The 23699-nt window shown below is 52.6% G+C and carries 23 protein-coding genes; 18 read left to right on the forward strand and 5 right to left on the reverse strand.

Going from position 1 to position 23699, the window contains the following annotated elements; all coding sequences use genetic code 11:
* The first annotated feature begins 3 nt into the window (after positions 1–3).
* Positions 4–1536, forward strand: coding sequence for a flotillin family protein (locus DL346_RS06535; RefSeq protein WP_112881218.1), 1533 nt, complete (start codon positions 4–6; stop codon positions 1534–1536).
* A gap of 42 nt (positions 1537–1578) precedes the next feature.
* Here DL346_RS06535 and rpsD read toward each other — a convergent pair whose 3' ends face one another.
* The gene (gene rpsD / locus DL346_RS06540; protein ID WP_112881219.1) at positions 1579–2178 is read right to left on the reverse strand and encodes a 30S ribosomal protein S4; all 600 of its coding nucleotides are present in this window, start codon (positions 2176–2178) and stop codon (positions 1579–1581) included.
* A gap of 393 nt (positions 2179–2571) precedes the next feature.
* Here rpsD and DL346_RS06545 point away from each other — a divergent pair, with 393 nt between their 5' ends.
* From DL346_RS06545 to DL346_RS06565, 5 genes are all read left to right on the forward strand, one after another.
* Complete coding sequence (locus DL346_RS06545; protein ID WP_112881220.1) at positions 2572–4407, forward strand: diguanylate cyclase domain-containing protein; 1836 nt, start codon at positions 2572–2574, stop codon at positions 4405–4407.
* Between the two features lie 133 nt (positions 4408–4540).
* Positions 4541–5278: a hypothetical protein gene (locus tag DL346_RS06550; protein ID WP_112881221.1), complete on the forward strand. Its 738-nt coding sequence runs from the start codon at positions 4541–4543 to the stop codon at positions 5276–5278.
* A 72-nt stretch (positions 5279–5350) separates the two neighbouring features.
* On the forward strand, positions 5351–6466 hold the full coding sequence (locus tag DL346_RS06555; RefSeq protein WP_112881222.1) for an aminopeptidase: 1116 nt from the start codon (positions 5351–5353) through the stop codon (positions 6464–6466).
* A 78-nt stretch (positions 6467–6544) separates the two neighbouring features.
* A complete protein-coding gene (locus DL346_RS06560; RefSeq protein WP_112881223.1) occupies positions 6545–6784 on the forward strand; it encodes an HPr family phosphocarrier protein in 240 nt (79 codons plus the stop codon).
* A gap of 139 nt (positions 6785–6923) precedes the next feature.
* Positions 6924–7208, forward strand: coding sequence for an Fpa/YlaN family protein (locus DL346_RS06565; RefSeq protein ID WP_112881224.1), 285 nt, complete (start codon positions 6924–6926; stop codon positions 7206–7208).
* Between the two features lie 79 nt (positions 7209–7287).
* Here DL346_RS06565 and cax read toward each other — a convergent pair whose 3' ends face one another.
* Positions 7288–8349 (reverse strand): calcium/proton exchanger, encoded by a 1062-nt coding sequence (gene cax / locus DL346_RS06570; RefSeq protein ID WP_112881225.1) that lies wholly within the window; start codon positions 8347–8349, stop codon positions 7288–7290.
* A 174-nt stretch (positions 8350–8523) separates the two neighbouring features.
* Between cax and DL346_RS06575 the strand changes: the two genes are divergently transcribed.
* Together DL346_RS06575 and DL346_RS06580 are read left to right on the forward strand one after the other, a co-directional pair.
* Positions 8524–10083, forward strand: coding sequence for a stalk domain-containing protein (locus tag DL346_RS06575; RefSeq protein ID WP_112881226.1), 1560 nt, complete (start codon positions 8524–8526; stop codon positions 10081–10083).
* Between the two features lie 105 nt (positions 10084–10188).
* Entirely contained in the window at positions 10189–10566 is a 378-nt protein-coding gene (locus tag DL346_RS06580) for an Asp23/Gls24 family envelope stress response protein (protein WP_112881227.1), read from the forward strand.
* 52 nt (positions 10567–10618) lie between these two features.
* Here the strand turns inward: DL346_RS06580 and ftsW are convergent, their stop codons facing one another.
* Together ftsW and DL346_RS06590 are read right to left on the reverse strand one after the other, a co-directional pair.
* Positions 10619–11803, reverse strand: a complete 1185-nt coding sequence (gene ftsW / locus DL346_RS06585) for a putative lipid II flippase FtsW (protein WP_112881816.1) — start codon at positions 11801–11803, stop codon at positions 10619–10621.
* A gap of 6 nt (positions 11804–11809) precedes the next feature.
* Positions 11810–12154, reverse strand: a complete 345-nt coding sequence (locus DL346_RS06590) for a YugN family protein (RefSeq protein WP_112881228.1) — start codon at positions 12152–12154, stop codon at positions 11810–11812.
* A gap of 218 nt (positions 12155–12372) precedes the next feature.
* On the opposite strand from DL346_RS06590, the gene DL346_RS06595 reads away from it, so the two are divergent.
* The 10 genes from DL346_RS06595 to DL346_RS06640 all read left to right on the forward strand — a co-directional run bounded on the left by DL346_RS06595 (position 12373) and on the right by DL346_RS06640 (position 21669).
* Positions 12373–13578 (forward strand): M20 family metallopeptidase, encoded by a 1206-nt coding sequence (locus DL346_RS06595; protein WP_240633048.1) that lies wholly within the window; start codon positions 12373–12375, stop codon positions 13576–13578.
* An 83-nt stretch (positions 13579–13661) separates the two neighbouring features.
* Positions 13662–14111 (forward strand): CBS domain-containing protein, encoded by a 450-nt coding sequence (locus tag DL346_RS06600; protein ID WP_240633049.1) that lies wholly within the window; start codon positions 13662–13664, stop codon positions 14109–14111.
* A 133-nt stretch (positions 14112–14244) separates the two neighbouring features.
* Complete coding sequence (locus tag DL346_RS06605; RefSeq protein WP_112881229.1) at positions 14245–15987, forward strand: DNA repair helicase XPB; 1743 nt, start codon at positions 14245–14247, stop codon at positions 15985–15987.
* Positions 15984–17777 (forward strand): helicase-associated domain-containing protein, encoded by a 1794-nt coding sequence (locus DL346_RS06610; RefSeq protein WP_112881230.1) that lies wholly within the window; start codon positions 15984–15986, stop codon positions 17775–17777. Before DL346_RS06605 ends, DL346_RS06610 begins: the two co-directional genes overlap by 4 nt.
* Positions 17778–17881: 104 nt before the next feature.
* Positions 17882–18361 carry a YlbF/YmcA family competence regulator gene (locus DL346_RS06615; RefSeq protein ID WP_112881819.1) on the forward strand — a complete coding sequence of 160 codons (480 nt, stop codon included), beginning with the start codon at positions 17882–17884 and terminating at the stop codon, positions 18359–18361.
* Positions 18362–18388: 27 nt separating this feature from the next.
* Complete coding sequence (locus DL346_RS06620) at positions 18389–18652, forward strand: YlbG family protein (protein ID WP_112881231.1); 264 nt, start codon at positions 18389–18391, stop codon at positions 18650–18652.
* Positions 18653–18837: 185 nt separating this feature from the next.
* A complete protein-coding gene (locus DL346_RS06625; protein WP_112881232.1) occupies positions 18838–19275 on the forward strand; it encodes a hypothetical protein in 438 nt (145 codons plus the stop codon).
* Positions 19276–19388: 113 nt separating this feature from the next.
* The gene (locus tag DL346_RS06630; protein WP_112881233.1) at positions 19389–20300 is read left to right on the forward strand and encodes a selenium metabolism-associated LysR family transcriptional regulator; all 912 of its coding nucleotides are present in this window, start codon (positions 19389–19391) and stop codon (positions 20298–20300) included.
* Entirely contained in the window at positions 20291–21148 is an 858-nt protein-coding gene (locus DL346_RS06635) for a PHP domain-containing protein (protein WP_112881234.1), read from the forward strand. The genes DL346_RS06630 and DL346_RS06635 overlap by 10 nt, the downstream gene beginning before the upstream one ends.
* 5 nt (positions 21149–21153) lie before the next feature.
* Positions 21154–21669: a MerR family transcriptional regulator gene (locus tag DL346_RS06640; RefSeq protein WP_165822393.1), complete on the forward strand. Its 516-nt coding sequence runs from the start codon at positions 21154–21156 to the stop codon at positions 21667–21669.
* Positions 21670–21712: 43 nt separating this feature from the next.
* On the opposite strand, the gene DL346_RS06645 is transcribed toward DL346_RS06640, so the two are convergent.
* Entirely contained in the window at positions 21713–23560 is a 1848-nt protein-coding gene (locus DL346_RS06645; protein WP_112881236.1) for an Rqc2 family fibronectin-binding protein, read from the reverse strand.
* Positions 23561–23699 lie beyond the last annotated feature (139 nt).

The following is a 23699-nucleotide window of genomic DNA, read 5'->3' on the forward strand; positions in this document are numbered from 1 at the left end:
AGCGTGTTTCCAGATTATTTAGTAATTCCAGCAATCGTAGTAGGTGTTCTCATTGTTCTAGGGCTTGCATTTTGGGCCAGGTACCGTACCGTCGGACCGGATAAAGCGATGATCGTTACCGGCTCTTTCCTCGGCGGCAAAAATGCCACGGTTGATGAAACCGGACGCCGGATCAAAATCGTCCGCGGAGGCGGCGCCTTCATCCTGCCTATCTTTCAAAAGGCTGACTTCTTATCGCTGCTCTCGCATAAACTGGATGTTTCGACGCCGGAAGTGTATACGGAGCAGGGGGTTCCGGTTATTTGCGACGGGGTGGCGATCATTAAGATCGGCGGCGCCGTGGAAGAGGTCGCAACCGCTGCAGAGCAGTTTATGGGAAAACCGACCGAAGCGCTTAAAAGCGAGGCGCAAGAGGTATTGGAAGGCCATCTGCGGGCGATTCTCGGTTCGATGACGGTTGAAGAAGTGTATCGGAACCGCGATAAATTCGCGCAAGAGGTTCAAGGCGTCGCTGCATTGGATCTGAAGAAAATGGGACTCCAAATCGTTTCGTTCACGATCAAGGATGTCCGCGATAAGCACGGTTACTTGGATGCGCTCGGTAAGCCGCGGATTGCGGCGGTAAAGCGCGACGCCGATATCGCAGAGGCGGAGGCGGTCCGGGATTCCCGGATTCAGAAGGCGAGAGCGGAAGAGGAAGGGCAGAAAGCGGAGCTGCTGCGGGATACGAACATTGCGGAAGCGCTAAAGGCGAAGGAATTGAAGGTTGCTTCCTTTAAGAAGGAGCAGGATTCCGCCAAAGCGGAAGCCGACCAAGCGTATGCGATTCAAGAAGCGCGCGCGAAGCAGCAGGTGGTCGAGGAGCAGATGCAGGTCGAAATCGTCCGCAAAGAGCGGGAAATCGATCTTGAGGGCAAAGAAATTTTGCGCCGCGAGAAGCAGTATGACGCCGAAGTGAAGAAAAAAGCGGATGCCGATCGTTATGCGGTTGAGCAAGCGGCGGAAGCTGACAAATCGAAGCGGATGCGCGAAGCCGATGCCGCTCAGTACAAGATCGAAGCCGAAGCCCGTGCAAACGCAGAGCAGAAGCGCCTTGAAGGGATGGCCATCGCCGATGCCGAACGTGCTAAAGGTACGGCGGAGGCAGAGGTCATCCGGCTTCGCGGTTTGGCGGAAGCGGAAGCGAAAGAGAAGCTCGCGAAAGCGTTCGAACTCTTCGGCGAAGCGGCCGTTCTCGATATTATCGTGAAGATGCTGCCTGAACTGGCAGGCAAAGTTGCGGAGCCGATCAGCGCAATCGATAAGCTGACTGTCGTGGATACCGGCAACGGCGAAGGTGCGGCCCGCGTCAGCAACTACGTGACTTCGCTGATGGCGACCGCGCCGGAAATGCTCAAAAGCGTATCGGGCATCGACTTGAACGCTTTTGTCCGCGGCTTAACGAACAAATCGCAGCTTACTTCAAGCGCGCTCCAAACATCTTTGCCAGATTCGCTTGTCCAAGAAGCAGCCGCTAAGTTGAAAAAACCTGAATAATAAAAAACGGTCCGAAGCGTAAGCTTCGGACCGTTCTCGTTATTAACGGCTGTAGAACTCGACGATTTGCTTCTCGTCGATCTCTTGTGGAAGTTCAGCACGTTCTGGAAGACGAACGTATTTACCTTCTACAGCGCTGTCGTTGAATTCAAGGTAGTTCGGAAGGAAGTTGCGTCCTGCCAAAGCTTCTTTAACCGATTTCAGTGCACGGCTGCGCTCGCGCAGGCCGATTACGTCGCCAGTTTGAACTGTGTAAGAAGCAATGTCGACTTTCTTGCCGTTTACAGTAATGTGACCGTGGGATACAAGCTGACGAGCTCCTGCACGGGAGTTCGCGAAACCAAGGCGGTAAACCAGGTTGTCCAGACGGCTCTCAAGGAGGGCCATGAAGTTTTCACCGGCGATACCTTTCAGTTTCGATGCTTTATCGAACAGGTTACGGAATTGCTTTTCGTTCACGCCGTACATGTGGCGCAGTTTTTGTTTCTCTTGCAATTGAATGCCATAGCCGCTCATTTTCTTGCGTTGGCCTGGACCGTGCTGGCCTGGAGGGAATGCGCGCTTCAATTCTTTGCCTGTTCCGCTAAGGGAGATGCCGAGGCGACGGCTTAGTTTAAACTTAGGGCCTGTATATCTTGACATGTGTCGTAAAACTCCTTCTTCAAATGGGATGTTTGAAAATGGGTGTTTCGCCGAGTGCTGTCTTACGCCGCATTGATTAACAATGAGTCCTAACAGGCATGTTCAGCCGCAGTCCTGTTAGCGACAGTCTCTTGAGGGTGACACAAAACCGCTCCCATGTATTCAACTATAAATATTATATAAGCTCAGCGCCTAATGTCAAGCTGCAGCGCTTAGAAAAATAAAGACGAATTTTCATTAGAGGCTCCAAGGTAAATGGTGAACCGTAAGTCCTATCCAACTAGTGCCAAAAGTAGTGCATTTATAGCATACTTAAAGTATAGTTGTAGAATAGAAGGTTAATCCAACAAGGAAATATAGGAATGAGGCGATGCTGCACTGAACGCTGATTGGATGAATATTGCAGACAGCAAGTCGGGAACTTCCACGAATACGCAGCAGCCTAGCCCATTATTTCCGCAATGCGATATCCAAGATATCGACGAAGGGCAAGCGATCGAGCTTTTGAAAGAATGCTTCCTTCAATGGAAGCATGAAGCGCGGCTGATCGAATCACCTCTTCTAGAAGGCAATCTGAGTTTATATTCGCGGGACGGGCAAGCGGTCATCCGGGATGATCAGCCAGTCGCAGGCGGTCAGCTCCTTCAAATGGAAGCCGTCTTGCCGAAGCGGACAAACGAATTGCAATGCATTGCACGATTGGTACATGAACGGCAGAACTCAAGCAAGGAACTTCAAGCGCTGTTGATGACTTCCGCGCTGCAGCTCCGCCAGATGTTCTACCATCGTCTGGACATGATATTTTTCAAGGATTTGCACAGCCGGCAGCAAATTCACGAGAAGGAAGCCCGCCAGCAGGATACGATGTTCAAGATTGCGAAGCGGCTGCACGACCAGAATGACGTTTCGTCCGTGCTTCAGGTGCTGCTTCAAGATATGGCGGAACTGTATCCGCGGGCGAATGTGAATCTCTATTTGTCGCAGGATCATGTCAACGGAGATTCCCGGGTGAAGCCGCTGCTGCTCCAAAACATTGCAGAGGATATCTATGCCCGTTCGTTCCTGTCTGCTATACCGCTTATTCGCTCCGAGGATGAAACCATTTACGCGGCGATACCCATGAGCGGCAAGCAAGCCGTATACGGCGTACTCAGCTTCGTGACTCATTCCGGGCACTGGGACGAGTCCGATATGCGGGCGCTGGTCATGCTGGCGGATACGGCCGGCTCTGCATTTGAGAACGCCAAGCTGTTCGAGCAGTCAAACCTGCTGATTGCCGAATTGCAGTTGATTAACGAGATCACCAAAAGGCTGAACCAGTCGCTCCGGCTTAACGAAGTGTTCGATTTTGCAAAGAACGAGCTGTTGGCTATATTCAAAGCAGACTACTGCAACGTGCTTCAGTTATCCAAGGAGAGCAATCAATTTCAAGTTGTTGCAAGCAACTTGCCGCTGGCCGCAAACGAAACTTACTCGACCGATTACGGCTTCTGCGGCATTGTGAACCAGACGAAGGAACCGCTCATCCTATCAGATTATTGGACCAATCGGGTCGTCGACTCCAAGCTGATGGACGGCACCGCATCCCGCTCGCTGATAGCAGCCCCGGTTATGTCCGGATCCGAGGTGATCGGCGTGATCATGGTATCTCATAAGAACCCAAATTATTTCTCCTACGAGAATTATAAGCTGCTCCAGATACTGTCTACCCATATCGCGCTGGCGATTTCGAACGCTTCGCTGCATGCGGAAGTGCGAAGGATGGTAATTACCGATAATTTGACGGGGCTTTACGCCCGTCATTATTTGAACGAGCAGATCCAGTTCCGTCAGCGCAAGGATCCTTGCGGTTCGCTTGTGCTCGTCGACATCGACCATTTCAAAAAAGTAAACGACACTTATGGCCATCTTACCGGTGACAGCATTCTCGTGAAGGTGAGCGAAGTGATCCGGTCCTGCATACGCGACAGCGATATCGCAGCGCGCTGGGGCGGCGAGGAGCTTGCGGTTTACTTGCCGCGAATCCGGTCTATGCAAGCCTACCGTATCGCAGAACGAATCCGCAGTATGGTGGAGCAGCATACGAAGCCGGAGGTCACCGTCTCCTGCGGATTGTCGGAATGGACCTTCGAGGAAGACAAGCTCAGCGTCGAATCGTTGTTTTATCGGGCGGATATGGCATTGTATGAAGCGAAAAACAGCGGGCGCAACCGAATTATGATCGGTTAGATCGCGATACCTGTCAAACGGCGGCACTTCGGTGCTGCCGTTTTTTCGTGCTGCATCCGGTACATAAAGACAGCCGATCCAACAGACGCTAACGGGAGATATGCAGAACTGCAAGCAGCTGGAGGCTGAATGAATGAGCATAAAGAGATGGATTACATGTTGCTGCGTGCTGCTTATGGCAGCAGGCTGCGGCTCAGCCGCTGATAACAAATCGCCGGAGGAGCTGTTAGCGTTATCCGTATCCGGATTGTCAGGCGTCGACAGATACGCATTCTCGGGAAATACGGGGATCGGCTTGACGGAAATCTCGCCGATTAAAGCGATGTCCTTTCAAGGAACCGTCGAGAACCATAGCAATGTACAGGTGAAGGCAAATAAACCGAATACGCTGGCATCAGCCATCCATCCGCTTGAAATTCTCAGGCAGGTGGAAGCTTCGGCGCAAAAGACGGAACTGCTCCCTGCCGAGTCCGGCAATCGTACGGCCGTTCTCCGGATTACGGCGGACGCGAAGAAAGCGAAGGACATTTGGACAACCAGGCTAAGGAACGAATTCAGCGCCTTAGAGAAGAAGGTGCCTTCTGCATTAGTCAGCAAATCGCAAAGCAAGCCGGGAGGCGGGAACGGAAGTGAGTCTGCGTTGGAGAAGGAATGGATGGAAGAGCTTGCACGTTCTAAAGTCCAACTCGAAAAAATGCTCTCCACGTTGCAAGTTCAATCCCAGTATCGGCTAATCATCGACAGGAAAAAGCTGCTGCCGCTGAAGCTGGAGGAGAAAACGAAGCTGAAGTACAGGGCAGACGGGCAGACGCGCACGGAAACCAGGCTGACGAAGCTGGCTTTCATGAACTTGAATGGCGGAGCGTTATAACGCTCATACGTGCATTTTCGTGCGAAAAATGGTAGGATAGGAAAGAATTCATAAATTGGAGGTTATTGAACCATGCGTGATCCTCGTATGCAGAAGCTTGCGGCAAATCTAGTCGGATATTCCATCAATGTTCAGCCCGGTGAGAATGTTCTTATTGATATGATCGGCTCGGAGCGCGAGCTTGCAAAAGCCATTATCGAAGAAGTGGCGAAGAAAGGCGGGCGTCCATTCGTAGAAACAAGCGACCGTTCCGTGCTGCGTACGATGCTCATGAACGCGACCGAGGAGCAAATCAAGCTCTGGGCATCGTTCGACTTGAAACGGATGGAAGCGATGGACGGCTATATTGCGATCCGCGCAGGCGAGAATATCAACTCGCTGGCAGATGTGCCTAGCGATAAAATGAATCTGTACGAGAAGTATTACCGCCATCCGATCCACTCCGAGCAGCGGGTTAAGCATACGAAATGGGTCGTTTTGCGTTACCCGAACGATTCCATGGCGCAGTTGGCGAACATGAGCACGGAAGCTTTCGAGGATTTCTATTTCAACGTGTGCAACCTTGATTACGCCAAAATGGACAAAGCGATGGACCCGCTAGCGGAGCTGATGCAGAAGACCGACCGCGTGCGCATCGTTTCTCCGGGAACGGACCTGACGTTCTCCATAAAAGGCATCGGTGCCGAAAAATGTTCCGGCGAGAAAAATATTCCGGATGGCGAAGTATTCAGCTGCCCGGTTCGCGAATCCGTACAAGGTACGATCACGTATAACGCGCCGTCTGTATATTCCGGCGTGACGTTCGAGAACATTAAATTTACGTTCAAGGATGGCAAAATCGTCGAAGCGACAAGCAATAATACGGAGAAGCTGAACCAGATTCTGGACATGGATGAAGGCGCGCGTTATATCGGGGAATTCAGCCTTGGCTTCAACCCGTATATCCTGCACCCGATGAAGGATATTTTGTTCGACGAGAAGATTGCGGGCAGCCTTCACTTTACGCCTGGTCAAGCCTATGAGGAAACCGACAACGGCAACCGATCTGCCGTTCACTGGGACTTAGTGCTCATTCAAAGACCGGAGTACGGTGGAGGCGAAGTTTATTTCGACGACCGTTTGATCCGCAAGGACGGCCTTTTTGTCATTCCTGAACTGGAAGGATTGAATCCTGAAAACTTAAAGTAATTAGTTCTTGCTGGAAGACATAAAACGAGTTATGATGAATGAAGTTAACGAAATCAACTAAATTATGGAGGGATTCCCATGTCCAATAACGCGGCTATCGTAGATATCTCCCAAACGGCGAATAAATTCCAATCGTCCATCGTACTTCAAGCCGACAATAAGTATATCGATGTAAAGAGCATCCTCGGACTTTTCACGACATTGGTCGGCGGACATTCCTACGAACTCCACGTTCACGGCGGAGACGCTGCTGAAGCGAAAGCGGCATTGGCTGCGGTGTTCGAGAAGCATAATCTTAAAGTAAACGTAGTGGAATAAAACGCAGTTCATCATAAACAGAAGCGCCCCGCCGGCCATCGGCGGGGCGCTTCTTGTTTTGACCTTGTACATTCCGCCAATTTCGACTAATATAAAGGAAAGGTAATTGGATCAGCATTACGCAATAAGGAGGAGTACGATGTCTTCATCCGATGTTCTTATTCATCTGCATCAAAAAGCGCTCAATCTCCTTCACGAGGATGCCAAAAAAATCGAAAAGTTGATCGAAGTGCAAATGGAAAATTTGGCGACGAGAAAATGTCCGCTCTACGAAGAGGTATTGGACACTCAAATATACGGCTTTTCCAGAGAAATCGATTTTGCGATTCGTGCAGGGCTGGTTGGCGAGGCGGAAGGCAAAGAGATCATCAACAAACTAGAACGGAACTTAGCGCAGCTGTATGAAGCGTTAAACAATGGGTAGACGCGGTTCATCTCCGCGGCTCTTGACAGCTGGCGTACATAAAGAAGACGTCCCGGATCACCGGGACGTCTTCTTTGCATTAGATCAGATAGAAGGAAATGCCGAGAATGATGTAGACGATCAAGAGGAGCGCGCCTTCGTACCAGTTCGTCTTGCCGTCCCTTGAAATGGACTTGGCGATGAAGACGGATACGGCAATTGCGGTGAGCTCGATTGGACTGAATACGATATCCATCGTCGGTCCGAACAGCGTACTGACCAGAATAAGCACAGGCGCAACGAACAAAGCGATTTGCAAGCTGCTGCCGACGGCGATTTCTACGGCTGCCCCGATTTTGTTCTTCATCGCGAGCAGAACCGCCGCGCTGTGTTCGGCGGCATTGCCGACAATGGCAATGAGGAATGCGCCGACAAACACTTCGGAGAACCCGAAGTCCGCGGTAAACGTATGTAACGTGCTGACCAGCCATTCGCTGACGAAAGCCGTCATGGCCGTTGCCAAGACGAGGAAAATAATGGAGGTGCCTTTCGACCAGGCTGGCTCTTCTCCATGGTCAGGCGTCGTTTCTTCGACATCCTCCAAAATATCCTTATGCGTGACCATCGAGAAGATCAGCCAGAGCACATAAGCAACGATCAGAATGACCGCAATCGTGATGCTTAGAAATTCAGCGCTGCCGGCAGAGAAGTGCTGGTTCGAAATGAAGATGGCCGGAATAGCGAGCGCGATCACAGCTAGAATCATCAGGGATGAGTTGTGACTGGCCAGCTGCACGTTAAATTTTTGTTCCTTAAATTTCAAGCCCCCCAGCAGGACGCTCGCTCCGAGCACGAGCAGCAGGTTCCCGATGATGGAGCCGGTAATGCTCGCCTTCACCATATCGAAAAGCCCTTCGCGTACAAGGAAAATCGCGATAATCAGCTCCGCCGCGTTTCCGAATGTCGCATTCAGAAAACCGCCGAGCCGCTGTCCGGCGTAATGGGCGACACTCTCTGTCGCTTTGCCCAAGAAGCCCGCTACGAACAGGATGGCAGCCGCAGAGATAATAAACTCAATGGTCGTGCCAAAATGCGCGTAGTGACTGATGCCGCTTAGGAGGAACAACCCGAAAAGCAAAGTGAAAAACAATTTCTGATTCAACGTCTAGGCACCTCGTTCTGCATGTGGAAATTTGGAAATCTGTTAACAACTATAGCTGATTATGCCGGATGTGTAAACGAAGGAAATGGCAAATCAGCATTTCGATTGACAAAAATCAGGAGCGACGATTATGTTGGAATTATATAACAGAAAGTGGGGAAGGGTGTTAGTTTTTTGAAATCGTCTCCTGTTATCATTTATCGGATCACGCCGGTACTATGCACCGTTGCCTTAATCTTCATGCTGATTGCAGCGATTATGCCGCAGAAGACCGCAGGAGCAGCAGACCAAGGCAATGACCCGTTCATTCGACAGCTTTGGCATGTTTCCGTTCCCGGTTACATAGGCAAAATAGCGATGTCGAACGGCGGCATGCTCTATGTCATTAGTACGGAGGATCATCAGTCGGGCACGCTTTATGCGCTGACTAAGGAAGGGGAAGTCAAATGGCAGCGTTATTTGCCGGTCTCCTCTCGAACGCCGGTCTTGGATGACATGAAACAAAGGGTCTATGTGACAGACGGAACTCTCCGGGCATTGGACGGCGCGACCGGCGAGCAGCTTTGGTCCTTTTCCCCTAAAGGGGACACTGTCACGGGAATGCCGACGGTTCATGACGATATTGTCTATGCGATATCGAATTTGACAGGCACGGTTTATGCGATTGACACGAATGGAAGCCTGCTGTGGAAAGATCAGATTGCAAATGGCGGACATCTGTCTCCGGTTGCTGTATCCGAGGACGGCACGATGGCGGTGCTGCATACTTACCCGGACATGATCGTTGACAAGAGTGAACCTTTGGCGAGGCAAATTTCATCCGAGGACGGTTCCGTTTCAGCCTATATGGATAAATCGACCCTATTCGCTTTCGATAAAGACGGTTTCCCGTTGTGGCAGACGGAGCTCAAGGGAGCTATAGCCCGGACGGAAGCGCCCATTGTGTTCGACGGCGGTTATGCGATAGACGGCGATGTCTTCTATATCGTTGATCATAACGGCAAGGTGTTGTACAAGCCTCAGGCGGGCGAATGGTCTTCTCCCGGGCAGGCCGCGCTCATTGATAACATCCTCTATTATCCCTCTAACAATAACTTTCATTTATTTGATACGAAAGGTCGACTGTTGAAATCGATTCACACAGGCGGCGTTGCCGGAAATGCTGTGATGGATCGCGAAGGACGCATCGTTTTCTGGCAGGAATTCGGACGAATAGTAATGATTAACAAGAATGAGACATGGCGAATTCTGTTTGCGCCGCTGTCCGGCTATCCAAGCGGCTCGTTGCTGTTGGATACGGACGGTGTGTACTACACGACATATACGAGCGGTTCAACCGGTCATATGATCGCGCTCAAAGATACTTCCGTCCAAATGCAGGCCAACAAATCGATTACGGTATGGCTGGACGGCATGCCGCTTAGCCTAAAGACCGAGCCGGTTGCCGCACGCGGGAGGATTTACTTGCCGATGAGGGAACTGTTTACCGCATTAGGCGCTAAGGTCGACTATGATGAGCAACGAAGAACGATCACTGCGGTAAAAGGCAATACGACGATTAAATTGACGATCGGCAGCAACACGGCGACCGTCAATGGGAAAGCGATCATTCTGGATGCGCCGGGAAAAGTGCTGAACGGCCGAATGATGGTGCCGCTCCGATTCGTGAGTGAAAGTTTTGGCTACAACACCGGATGGGACCAAGATGACAAGAAAGTAACGATCACTTCTTGATGGACTTGATGGACAAGGAAATAAACCGGCTCAAACGGTTATGCCTTGCTTCGCATCTGCCATTCAATTACAATGGAAACATAAGGTGAACAAGGAGTGAGTGGCATGACAGAAGAACTTCAAACAGGCATTATCCGTATTTCAGACGACGTAGTCGCCACCATCGCGGGATTGGCTGCACTTGAAACACCGGGAATTGCAGCAATGTCAGGAGGCATCTCGGAAGGGCTCGCCAAACGGCTCAGCGGGAAAAACGCTCAAAAAGGCGTTTCCGTTGAAGTGGGTCAGCTTGAAGCGGCCATCGATCTGCGCATTATCGTGAAGTACGGCATCCCGATTCAAGAAGTGTGCCGCCAGCTGCAGGAGAATGTTCGTGAGACGGTCGCGAACATGACGGGACTTCATGTCGTCGAAGTGAACGTTAAGGTGGAAGGCGTCGCCTTCAAAGAGGAAGAAGCTGAAGAGGCGGCAAGACTGAAGTAAGACCGGCGAAATAAGAAAGGCATGCTCCCAAGCGGGGCATGCCTTTTTTTTGTTATTTGCGTTGTTGCGGCACAGGCTTGTCCGGCCGGTTGTACTCGCGGGAGATACTCAGCAGAACGCCCATACTGAGCAGCGATACGATAAGCGATGAACCGCCGTGGCTGACAAATGGAAGCGTTACGCCTGTAATCGGAATCGCACCGGTCACGCCTCCGATGTTGACAAGCGTCTGCACTGCGATCAGGCCTACGATGCCGACGCCGACGATCGTGCCGTAGCTGTCCGGACATCGCAGGGCAACAATGAGCCCGCGCCAAAGGAAAAATAAGTAGAAAAGCAAGAAGATCATGCTTCCGATAAATCCGAATTCCTCGGCGATAATCGAGAAGATAAAGTCGGAGTACGGATACGGCAAATATTTGAGCTTCTGCACGCTGTGACCGAAGCCGGCGCCGGTTATGCCGCCGTGGCCGAGTGCCTGCAGGGAGCGCGATAAGTGATAAGTACTGTTCTGTTCATCGGAAAGCGGATCCATAAATGCGGTGAAGCGATTGATCCTATACTGCCAGCCTTCTGGATTGCTCATGATGGAGATGCTTGCAATGGCAGTGACGAGCAAGCTGATGACGATGCCTGCAAGAAACAACTGCTTCAAATTGGCACCGCCGGCGACGATAATGATGAGCGCGCAAGCGGAAAGGACGATACAAGCGCCTAAATCGGGCTGCATCATAATGATTCCGCAGAAAAACGCGATAATCACGAACACCGGAATAAGGCCTTTTTTGAAATCTCTAAATTTCTCGCCCTTCTTAGCAATGAGAGAGCCTAGATAAAGGATCAAGGCCAGTTTAGCGAACTCGGTCGGCTGAATGCCGATCGGCCCTACGTAGAGCCAGCTCTGAGCGCCGTTTAACTCCTTGCCAATGAAAGGGACCAAAATGAGCGTAACCATGACGGGGAAAAAGTAGAGGATGAATCCTTTTTTAAACGCGTTATAGGGAATGTTCATGACTACGAACATCGAGATCGTGCCGAGAACGGCCCACATCAGCTGGCGCTTCGTAAAGAACAGAGCGTCGAAATTGGCATCCTTCGAGATGACGGCCGTATTGGAGCTTGCGCTGAACACCATGACAAGTCCGAAACCGACCAGAAGCAGCGTGAGTACCAGGAGCAAGAAATCCGGCCTGCCGCGCAGGCCGTTTGTCTTCGATTTCGTCGTTTGTGGCTTCATAGCCAATTAGGCGAGCAGTTTCTTCAATTCTTGTAGACGAGCATTTGCCGCATTCAGAATCGGCTGTGGAATCTGCGATTCGTAGTCTAGACCATGCGGGAATGTAGCTCGTCCGATATACACGGATTCCACTTGCAGCACAGCGTGAGAGGATTCCAGCTTGCCTTCAATTGCGCGGACATTGAAGCGCAGGAAGTAATCTTCACGGTTCGTGCGGTCTTCCAGCTTCAGATCATATGTAGCGCGGTAATATTCCCATTGCCAGCGAACAAAGCCTAGCTTCTCCGCCGACTCGTCAAGATGCGAAAGTTCGCTAGTCATGCCGTTAAGGCCCGAGTTCTCAATTATCATCAGGTGATCCTCCTTCAAGCTTCAGAACAGGTTTTCTTCTTATCCATGATAGTATTTTTCATGAACGAGCGCAAGCCTAACTCCAGAGGGCGCAAGGTATCAAAAGTGACATATTTACGAAAAATGTTCGTGATTTTCGCTCAAACCGAGTTTCTGTTCACTCTCTCATTCTGATACAATAGAGGATAAGTCAATTGTGATCGAGGGGGTTTGTAAGCGTGAGTATAACGAGCAAGATGGAGGCACAGCTGCAAACTGTCTATCCGAACATGGTGCAATGGCGCAGATATTTGCACCAGCACCCGGAGTTGTCTTTTCAGGAGAAGGAAACGTCGAGCTGGATCGCGCAGCGGCTGGAGGAACTGGGCTGCGAGGTGAAGACGGGGATCGGCGGCGGCTACGGTTTGATCGCTACGATACGCGGCGATAAGCCCGGACCGGTCATTGCCCTGCGCACCGACATGGATGCGCTGCCGATCCAAGACGAGAAAACAACAGCGTATGCCTCTAGGGTTCCAGGCGTCATGCATGCCTGCGGACACGATGCGCATACGTCGACGATGCTTGCCATCGCCGGTTTCTATGCCGAGAATAAAGCGCTTGTTGCAGGGGAACGGCGATTGTTCTTCCAACCTGCGGAAGAGGTATGCCCAGGCGGCGCCCTCGGTATGATCGCAGGAGGAGCGCTGGATGGCGTGGATGCGATCTATGGCGTACATCTGTGGACGCCGCTTCCTTACGGGACTGCGGCAACAAGACCGGGACCGTTCATGGCTGCCCCGGATGAAATCTATATCGATATTAAAGGCAAAGGCGGACACGGCGGCTTGCCGCATGAAACCGTCGATGCCGTTGTGGTCGCTTCGGCCATCGTTCAAGCGATACAATCCATCGTAAGCCGCAATGTCAATCCGCTTGATCCCGCCGTCGTATCGATCGGCTCCATCCATGCAGGCTCGACGGCCAATGTCATTGCGGAAAAGTGCAGGATGACGGGAACCGTCCGATCGTTTACAGAGGAAGTTCGGGCCTTTATCAAAGACAGGCTGAAAACGATCGTCATGCAGACAGCCGCCATGTATGGCGCCACGGCTGAGCTCGAATACCGTGAAGGGTATCCGCCGGTTATGAACGATGCGGCTGAAACGGCCAGGTTCTTTAAGATCGCGCCCGCGGAGTTCGGGATCGAAGGGGCGATGGAATCGACGCTGATTATGGCGGGAGAAGACTTTTCTTACTATTTGCGCAAGGTCCCGGGCTGCTTTATGTTCGTCGGGGCAGGAAACGAAGAGTGCGGCGCGGTATATCCGCATCACCACCCGCGCTTCGATCTCGATGAACGAGCGATGCTGAAGGCGGCTAAGCTAATGATTGCGATGGCGGAAGATTATGCCGCGGACGCGACTGCAGCGTCACATTCATAAAAAATCCGCAATCGGCAACCCTAACGGATGAAGTCCAGGCATACTTTAACGTGTTCTGTGATTCATCAAGGAGGGAACAGTAAGTGACGCGACAAATCAAGGATATCATGTCAACCGATTGTGTAACTGCAAAGATGGAAGATAACGTTTATGAGCTTGCGGTTTTGATGAGGGACCATAACATCGGGTTTGTGCCGATTGTCGACGGACAGAAGCTGATCGGCATCGTAACCGACCGCGACTTGGTCGTTCGGGGCTACGCCGAGAAGCATTCCGGATCGACCGCGGTATCGGAAGTGATTACGACCGATATCGTGACGATTGATTCCAGCACTTCGGTAGATGAAGCTGCCGGAATAATGGCATCCAATCAAATCCGCCGGCTGCCCGTCGTCGAGAACGGCAACCTCGTCGGGATCGTGGCGATCGGGGATCTAGCGGTTCGGGAGATCTTCGTTAACGAAGCGGGAGATGCGCTCAGCAGCATTTCGCAGCAGAATCATAACGAGCATCACCACCCTGTAGTTCATTAAATGTAGGAAGCGATTTGGCCGAAATGGCCGAATCGCTTTTTTTATGCATATTTTTGGCTAAAAGTTTTCATACTGACAGAATGATACATTAGGCGAAGTGCATGCACTTTCAGCGAGTCAAGGAGAGGATAGGATGTTTAAACGCGAAAATCGGCCGTTGTGCGTACAGGCGGATTTTACAGTGCTTCTTGATGAACGCCATCAGGATGCGGAGGCGGCGCGGGAGCAGCTGTGCCGGTTTGCCGACCTCGTGAAAAGGCCGGGACATCTGCATACATATCGAATATCGCCGATGTCTCTTTGGCATGCAGCATCGTTAGGCATGACGCCTCAAGACATGCTGCGCGTGCTGTCGGAGTACAGCTGTTATGAAATTCCGCTCCCCGTATCAAGCGGCATTCGCAAGCTGGCGGACCGGTATGGAAAGCTCATGCTCCAGCAGACCCAAGACGGTGAACTTCTGCTGCTCGGCGAGGAAGAATTGCTGGCGACGCTAGGCACGAACAAAACAATTGCGAGCTACCTATATCCTGCAAAAGAGAGCGAGAAGAGATCGGTACGGCTTGAGGCGAGAGGGCTTCTCAAGCAGGAGCTGATCCGCATGGGTTATCCGGTACTCGATTTAGCCGGCTACCGGCATGGCGAAGCGCTCGAGGTGGAAATGAGAGAGACGAGCGCGGGCGGCAGACAGTTCCAGCTGCGCGATTATCAGGAACGGGCGGTCAATTTGTTTTACCGCGAAGGTCAAGCCGACGGCGGCAGCGGCGTGCTCGTGCTGCCTTGCGGTGCAGGCAAAACCATTATCGGCATCGCGGCGCTTGCCCGGCTTCGCTGCGATACGTTGATCCTGACGTCGAACGTCACCTCCGTCAACCAATGGAGAGCGGAGCTGCTCGATAAAACGACGTTAACCGAGCGGCAAATCGGCACCTATGCCTCATCGGCTAAAGAGGTGCGTCCAGTCACGATCGCGACGTATCAGATTTTGACGAACCGCCGGCAAAAGGGAGACGAATACAGCAATATGAGGCTGTTCGGCCAGCGGAACTGGGGGCTGATCATCTATGACGAAGTTCATCTGCTCCCAGCTCCGGTTTTTCGGATGACCGCCGATTTGCAAGCGACGAGACGGCTCGGCCTAACGGCAACGCTCGTTCGTGAGGATGGCCGGGAGGAAGATGTGTTTTCCTTGATCGGTCCGAAGCGTTTCGATCTTCCTTGGAAGACGCTGGAATCCAGAAGCTGGATTGCTTCGTTGTCTTGCACCGAGATCCGCATGCCGATGGCCCATGACGAGCTTGAAAGTTACCTTGCGGCTGAGGAAAAGGCGAAGATACGAATCGCAGGCGAAAATTCGGTCAAAATCGACGTTGTCAAGCGGCTGCTGCAAGTCTATAAAGGGAAGCCGGCACTAGTCATCGGCCAATATTTAACCCAGCTTCACCGTCTTGCCGAAGAGCTGGATGCGCCTGTACTAACAGGCGAGCTGCCGCATGAAGAGCGGGCTCGCCTCTATGAGGCATTCAAAGCGGGCGAGATCCCGGTTCTCGTTGTTTCGAAGGTCGCTAATTTTGCCGTCGATTTGCCGGATGCAGCCGTTGCCATCCAAGTTTCCGGAAGCTATGGCTCGCGTCAGGAGGAAGCGCAGCGGATCGGCCGGATATTGCGCCCGAAGCATGGCGATAACCAAGCATGGTTTTATACCCTCGTGTCCCAAGGAACTAGAGAGACGGAATACGCAAGCAGAAGGCAGCTCTTCCTGCTGGAGCAGGGATACCACTATGAGCTTAAGGAATGGTCCGAGCATGAGTCGGCGCTGCTGGAAGCTGAAGCCGACGACCAGGCTGGCAGCGGTCTCAGGGAGGCGGCGCAATGAATCTGAAGGACATAACGACCAGGCTGTCTGACAGCCATAAAGACGCATTCGGGAATAGTCCGTTATGGCAGGCTTGTAAGAACGATGGGACGTGGCCGGACATATTGTGGAGCCGCAGCGGCACACAACACGCTTGGCAGGCTTTATCCAGAGAGGCCAAGTACGCGCTCGAGACGGCCGTGAGCGCGTTCGGTCCGATGGCTTTCAGTGAGGAGCAGCTGCTAGCTGCAGCCCGCCCCGGCGTGGCGGGAGCGGAATTGCGCGTTGGTCTGCTTCAGCTGATGGAGGCGGGCATTTTGTTTGCCGTGCGGAAAGGTTGGGGGGAAAAGCAGTTTGTGCTGCCGGCCGATAACTATCCCATTTGGTATGAAACGATGGTGACCATGCAGCAAAAGAAGGATAAAGCTATCGTTCTTGTGCCGGAAGCAGTTGAAGCATGGGAGGTCGTCGCATCGGAAGAGAACGGCTACACGCCCCCGTTTAGCCTGCAATGCGTATATGTCACGGCAGAGCTGCTGAATAGCGGCATGAAACGGACGACCAAAGGGCTGCTAACGAAGCGGACGATTCAGAAGTGCGTCGACCAGTTATACGTTCAAAGCGGCCATTTTGCTCCATTGGCGAAATCAGAGCCTGCTGTACCCGCTGCCGAAACGGGCGAGACATATCCGCTGCAGCTGGCGATCTTCCTTGAACTTGCGGCGATAAAAGGCTGGTTAGCGGAACTCCCTCACGCATACGCGCTGCGTGAAGAGAACTGGAATAGCTGGCTGGAGCAGCAGCCGCTGCATCGGGAAACGGAACTGCTTCAACATATCTTGTCGCTGTATATGGATAAAAGCGCAGCCGTCGCCATCGGCGTTGCAGCGCTGTGCTTGCTCCCGCCCTATTCCTGGTTCAGGCTGGACGATGTGGAAAACCAGCTCTCGCTCCGGCAAGCTCATGCGGCGATAACGAAGCCGGTTGCTCCGACGCTGCAGGCCTGGTGCGGTCTCCTCCGCGCCCTGGGGTGGATGGAAATCGCTTCGGATGAGCAGGGCCAGCAGGTATTTCGATGGCTCATTCCTGCTGACATAACGGCTCAGGGGACGATAGAGGACGATCGTCAAAGCGCCGGACTTGCGCAAATTACGCCGGATGGCGATATATACGTCCCGGGCGATTGCAGCTGTACGACGATCTGGCAGCTGGAGCGGCTCGCCGTCCGAAAACGAACCGACCACATTGCCGTCTACCGTTTAGACCGACGCAGCCTCAAACCGGATGCAGCGGCAAGCATCTCGGCAATGGCGCTTACCGAATTTCTGGAGGAGGCGTCCGGAGAGAGACTGCCGGAAACCGTCCGCGCTTTTATAGCGGATGAATTCGGAAGCATCACAGTTACACTGCAAGGATCCGATCCCGCGGTAAGCCTGCTGCCCATGCCGTTATTGGAGAACGCAAGCGGAGATAAGGCGTCTTATGAACTCTTGACGGAAAGGCTTCCGTTAAAAGCGTTATTCACCGGCATTGATGAAGTGCCGTCCATGTGGCTGAAGCAGTTCAGAGCCTACCACAGCTCCACGAGAAGGGAACTGATGGAACTGGCGTTAAGCTGGCGAACCCCGGTTAAACTAAGCTGTGAAGGTGATGTAAGACCATTCGTGCCTGAACGCATCGTAGACGCGGACGGCCGCTGGAGCGTTGTCGGCCATTTCCAATCGGAGGACGGCTTCTCGCCCGCAGAGCTTAAACCGGACATGTGGCAGGAAATGATGCTGGTATTGCCGGTCGATATTGGCAGTATTTAGGCTCAATCTAGCGGTCCGCTCTACCTTTTTCAGTCTATGGTATGGTATGATACGAAATAGGCGGCAGCCTATTGTTCATAAAAGGGGCGGATATTATGCAAACAATGCCATTATCAGACCCTGCAGAGCTTGAAATGAGTAGTCATTCCTCGCTTGATATGGGGCATCTGCTATTAAGCGCCTATGAAATTGGCGATATGGTTAACCAATCGGCAGAAGTGGCCGAATACGCATATTGGAAATCGGTTGTCGATCAAGATGAGCGGGTACACCAGCTCGTCAAGCAATTTGCCAAAGCGAAAGAGCAGTTCGCCGATTGCGAACGGTTCGGACGGTTTCATCCCGACTATCACGCAGCGAAAGATAAAGTGGTAGCGATTGAACAGCAATTGAACGAGATCGAGAGCGTCAGCCGGTTCAAGGCTGCAGAGCAGCAGGTGGATGATTTGCTGCACGAAATCGCGAAGCAGATCGCAAGCTCGGTATCGGAGACGATCAAGGTTCCAAGCAACGACCCGTTGCCTAAAGGCGGCGGTTGCGGCAGCGGCGGTTCCTGCAGCTGCGGCAGCGGAGGATGCGGGTAACGAAGAGAGGAAACGGGGGGAGCTTACATGTTTTCGGAACGCGTCGGTTATATTGTCTGGGTAAGCGATCTCAAAGCTGCCCGTTCGTTGGAGAAATACGGAACAGTCCATTACGTGTCCCGTAAAATGCACTATGTCGTCATGTATATGAATGCCGACCGTTCCGAGGAAGTCGTCCGCAACATGGGGCGACTGCCGTACGTGAAACGGATTGAACGTTCATACCGCAATGAAATCAAGACGGAATACACGCAGGGCGTGCCTGATAAGACACGTTTCTATAGTTTGTAATGGAATTGCCGGCTCCCGATCGTGACTACGTTTGGGGGCTGTTTTTATATCACATTTATATCCATTAAATTACAATTTTGGTGTGACTTTATTTTATTATTGAAATCTTGGACAGGCATGCTACAATAATATGGAAAGTACATATAGATCATAAGGCCTATTGCGTGGGGAGGGGTGAATCGCGGGTGAAAGACAAGATGACGGAAAGATGGAACACGTATGAGTCGTTCCACGTCGTGCTTGGAGATAAGAAAGTGGCTGATATCGTCATCACGAACCATGCGAAGAGCCGCTGGACCGATCGCGTCGAGAGCGAGAGAACCGGCTTCGAGGACATTGCGGATTTCATGTGGCAGTGTTTGAAGCAGGGGCGGATCGAGCCTTATTACCGAAATGAGCAAGACGTGTATTTGATCGATGACGATCTCGTGTTTGTCGCCGAGTTTGCTGTCCTTGAGAAGGAAACCGATTTGGCCGGGAATCCGCTGCACAAGATGATCGTCGTAACCTTCCTCGGACGAATGTCCGAAACTATAGAACTACGAGACCTCAAGTCTTATTACTCATGGCTGAGACATTCCCGGAGAATGACTTTAATAAAGAATAGCAGGAAACGGAAATAATCGTGATCATAAGGAAAGCATGGGTGGCTGCACTCATGCTTTTTTAATTATTTGGGAGAATGATGGCGGTTTGATGTATAATGAAAGCTGACAGAAAGGAAGGGATGCCCTTCATGGCGCTAAATTTTCACCAGCTCCATATTTTTTATACGGTGGCGGAGCGGGGAAGCTTCTCGGCCGCTGCGCAGGCGCTGCACATGACGCAGCCTGCCGTTACGATGCAGGTCCAGTCCTTGGAGGATTATTTCGGGACAAAGCTGCTTCTGCGTTCAACGAAACGGATCGAATTGACCGAGGCGGGACGCGCGCTGATGCCTTTCGCCCAGCGCAGCATCGATCTGATACGCGATACGGATATGCACATGTCCAAATTTACGAAGCAGCTGAAGGGTCGTCTGCAGCTAGGAGCAAGCCTGACGATCGGTGAGTATATTTTGCCGCGTCTGCTCGGTCCGTTCGGACAAGAATACCCTCATATCTCCATCAGTATGAAAGTGATGAATACGGCGCAGATCATGGAGGAAATCGTCAACCACCAGCTCAACTTCGGCTTGATCGAGGCGCCGGTTAATCATCCGGACATGCATATGGAAGCGGTCATGAGCGACGAGCTGCAGCTGATCGTCGGGAAGAACCATCCGCTTGCGGACGCAACGATCGTGGAGCTGGAAGATGTAATGAATTATCCGTTCGTGCTTCGGGAGCAAGGCTCCGGTACGCGGCTTGTCATGGAGGATGAGCTGAGGGCGAAAAATATCGATCTTGCGCAGATGAAAATCGTGATGGAGCTCGGCAGCACAGGTGCGGTAAAATCCGCCGTAGAAGCGGGGCTCGGCATCTCCTTCGTATCCAGTTCGTCGGTGAAGCACGAGGTCGCGCTCGGTTTGATTAAGAAGATTCCGATTCGGGATGTACGGTTCAAACGCCAATTTTATTCGATTTTCTTGAAATCCGCGCTGCTGCCGATTTCAGCGGTAACGTTTCTCAGCTTCTTGAGAGAGAGGGATTTGCGCCAATGGCTCTAATGAGTTTCAACAATCGTGCCGATATGCACACGCACACGACTGCTTCCGACGGCTTGCAGCGGCCGGCGGATAATGTTGCGATGGCGAAGAAACGCGGGTTGGGAGCCATTGCGATTACCGACCATGATACGGTTGATGGGATTGCCGAGGCGTTGGAAGCGGGCGAGCGGCTGGGCATCACCGTTGTTCCGGGCGTAGAAATCAGTACTGTCGCAGATGGGCGCGACATACATATATTGGGATATTACATTAACTGGAATAGTGTTGCGTGGCAAGCGAAATTAAAATCGCTGGCGGGCACCCGTGAGCAGCGAAACGCAATGATTATCGCTCGGTTAAACGAATTAGGCATTTCCATTTCTATGGAAGAGGTATTGGAAGCTGCCCTAGCGCAAGGCAAGGACGGCGGCTCGCTTGGCCGTCCGCATATTGCAGCCGTCTTGGTCGAGAAACAGGTTGTCGGTTCGATGCAGGAAGCGTTCGACCGCTATTTGGGCGAAGGAGGAGCGGCCTATGCGAATCCGCCTAGGCTGCATCCATCCGAAGCGCTGACGTGGATCAAGGAAGCCGGCGGAACAAGCGTCATCGCGCATCCTGGCATTTACGGCAATGATGAATTGGTCGAAGCGATCATTGCTCGCGGCGCCGATGGGATCGAGGTGTACCATCCGGATCATTCGCCGGACGACGAAGCGCGGTATCTTAAATTGGCAGAGAAGTATAAGTTGATCATTACGGGAGGTTCCGATTTTCACGGGGAACGCCATGGCGTCGTATTTCATGGCGAAATGGGAAGCAAGACCGCTCCGATGGAAGTGCTGCGGCAGTTAAATCCTTCTCGGAGGTGATGCCATTGCTCGGCGCGCTTTACACGATCAAAGAGGTCTCCGAACTGACGGGGCTATCGACCCAGTTGATTAGAAAGTGGGAGCAGCGATATGCGGCGGTCAATCCGCTGCGCATGCCTAACGGCTACCGCGGCTATACGGCGCAAGATATCGAAACGATCCGATGGTTGAAGCGGCGCGTCGATGAAGGCAAACCGATTGGCATGGCTGCGATGGAGCTAAAAAGCTTGCTTTACTCGAATATCCAGCCGCCGCTAGCAGATAGCGTCGACGGAGAGGGAGAGAGGCAAGGGCCGATCGGCATGCTGCTGCATTACCTGGAGCAAGCCGATCTGTGCGGAGCGGAGAAGGTATACCAGCAGTTACGAGCGCTGCGCTCCATGGAGCTGCTGCTTGCAGAAGTGATTAAGCCGGCGCTTCTTGAGCTTGGCGAGCGGTTCGAGCGGGGGGAACTGAACGAATCCCAGAAAAATGCCGGCAGTCAATTTATCCGCGATAGGTGGATGGCAAGCAGAATTTGAATATTAAAAGGGGATCTCAGCTTGGATGAGATCCCCTTTTTGCTTATTTGATTTGGTTAGGCAGTTCCTTCAAGCGCTGCTCATCCGGCGTGATGAACAGCGTTTTCTGATGGTCGTAAATGACAAAGCCGGGCTTGGCGCCGCTAGGCTTCTTCACGTGCCGGATCAGCGTATAGTCGACAGGCACAAGGCTGGATGAGCGGGCTTGGCTAAAGTGGGCGGCTAGCATCGCGGCTTCCTCCAGCGTCTTGTCATTAAAGCCGGTCCCGCGGATGACGACATGCGACCCGGGGATGTCTTTGGTATGCAGCCAAGTATCATTCGGCGCAGCCGCCTTGTTCGTTAAGAACTCGTTCTGCGTATTGTTCTTGCCTACGTAAATCGGAATGCCTTCGGACGAAGTGTAGCACAGCAGCGCAGGCTGCTTCGGCTTCTTCTTCCGCGCGCCGCGCTTCTCGCGGGAACGCAAGTAGCCTTGCTCCGCAAGCTCGTCGCGAATCTCGTCAATATCCGATAGCGACGCGCTTTCCAGCTGCTGCAGCAGGGAAACCAAGTAGTCGATCTCCTCGCGCGCCCGCTGCATCTGTTCGGCCACGATCGCCAGGCTGTTTCTAAATTTCGTATATTTCTTGAAATAGCGCTGAGCGTTCTGGGAAGGCGTGAGCTGCGGGTCCAGCTGGATGCGGATCATCGGCTGCTCATCATCGTAATAGTCGATCGTTTCTACGAAGGCGTCGCCGCGCTTCACCGCATGCATGTTCGTCGTAAGCAGTTCTCCCAGTACGCGGAAACGGTCGGCTTCATTTGCCTCTTTCAGCGTATCCTCCAGCTTTTCCAGCTTCTTCTCGTTTTTGTTCCGCTCGTTCTGAATGAACCGGACGAGGTCGGCAACCCGCTGCTTCACCGTATCTCGCTGCGCCTTGTCGCCATAGAACGCTTCGAGGCATCCGCTTACGGTCTCATAGACGGTTTTCTCGCCTACGATATGCGTCAGATCCGTCACGGCGAAAACGGATTTGCCGCTGCTGCCGATCGTAACGAGCTGAGGCTCGTAGCGATGCTCGGCGAATCGCTGCATCATGCGCCGGAATGCCGGCCACAGCAGTTGAGCCGAGCGCGGCGTATCCGCGCCATGCTCGGGAAAGAGTTCCGGTGCGTCTACGGCCGCGCGGTGAGCGATTTCTCTTGCCAGGAGCGGGCTGATCCCGCTGAATGCCTCGACAAGCAGCTTCTCCGGCGACAGCGAGCCCGGATGAACCGGCTTCGGCTGCGTACCGAAATGAATGCTGTCCTCGTCAGGAATCGGCGGGTTCAGCAGAAATTCAGCCGCGTGCAGCAGCGCGTTCGCGAAAGCCCCTTCCTCCGAGAACGAGAGCGGGTCGGCCTTCCCTTGTTCCGGAGGCGCCACGTAAGCAACGCCGGGCATAATGATGCGATAGCTGCTAATAGCAGGCGTTACATGATGAATCCCGTCATGGATCGTTTCCGTGGCGGCGTCAAGCAAAATAATGTTGCTGTGCCGCCCCATCAGCTCGATGACGATCCGTTTGAAAAACATGTCTCCAAGCTCGTCGCGGGTCCGGATATCCAGATGAATGATCCGCTCATTGCCGATTTGCCTCACCGCTTCGATGACGCCGCCTTCGCAATATTTGCGAAGCAGCATGCAGAACATCGGCGCTTCGAGCGGATTGACGTAACTCTGTTCGGTCCAGTGGACGCGAGGGTAGGTCGGGTTTGCGGAAAGAAGCAGCTTGCCCTGCGCGCCGTTGCCGCGAATTTGCAGGACCAGGTCGTTAGAAGTGGGCTGATGTATTTTATGAATGCGCGCGCCGATCAACGTTTGAAGCTCGTGCGTGACCGCGCGGGTAACGATGCCGTCCAAAGCCATGTCGTTCACTATCCCCTTTGTTTCCGTTTCATTCCCCTATCATGCCATATTCAAGACAAAAACTTAAGTCCCAAGCTGGGATATTTTGCAGTTTGTCCGAATACATTTAGGCCATAGAGGCTGTCCGTCAGGCGGCACG

It is taken from the genome of Paenibacillus montanisoli (genome assembly GCF_003268025.1).
In the GTDB taxonomy this organism is placed as follows: Bacteria; Bacillota; Bacilli; order Paenibacillales; family Paenibacillaceae; genus Paenibacillus_Z; species Paenibacillus_Z montanisoli.